General features: G+C 48.0%; 1 protein-coding gene. It reads right to left on the bottom strand.

Annotated elements, in window-relative coordinates:
* The coding region (locus QQK09_RS19445; protein WP_284204125.1) for a cadherin-like domain-containing protein at positions 1 to 648 on the bottom strand (648 nt) is incomplete at both ends.

Raw genomic sequence — 648 nt, forward strand, 5'->3', positions numbered from 1 at the left:
CCGTTGCATTACCGCCAACAGATAGGTCAACCGCAGTGAGATCATCACCGTCAACATCCGTTGCGTTAGCCAATAATTGTTCTTGGCTTAAGGTAATGGTGCCATCTTCGTCAACCGAGTAAGCAACATTGCCATCAACCACGGGCGCATCGTTCACTGCTAGTGCCGTGATACCCGCAGTCGTTTCAGCGGTTGCGCCATCATCATCGATAACTACAACATCCAGGCTGATTTCACCATTGAAGTTCTCGTTTGGAGAGAACGTCACTGAGCCATCTTCATTAGTAATTAATACACCATCACTGCCTGAGTAGCTGACGCTATCAAGGCTAACCGTGCCATCTACATCACTGCTATTCGCAAGTAATTGATCTGGGCTAATGGTAATTTGGCCATCTTCGTTGACCGTGTAACTTGTGCTGCCCGCAACCGGTGCATCGTTCACATCGGCAACTGCAATATCAATGTTTGCTGGTGTTGTCACCGTGCCATCGCTGACACCAAAGTCGAGTTGTACATCACCGTTGAAGTTTTCATTTGGTGCGAAGCTGTGTGTGCCATCACCGTTATCGGTTAACACACCGTCTGTGCCGCTGTAGCTTACGCCATCAACACTTAATTCATCATTATCAATGTCCGTTGCATTCG

The sequence above is a fragment of the Psychromonas marina genome (assembly GCF_030161115.1).
GTDB lineage: Bacteria > Pseudomonadota > Gammaproteobacteria > Enterobacterales > Psychromonadaceae > Psychromonas > Psychromonas marina.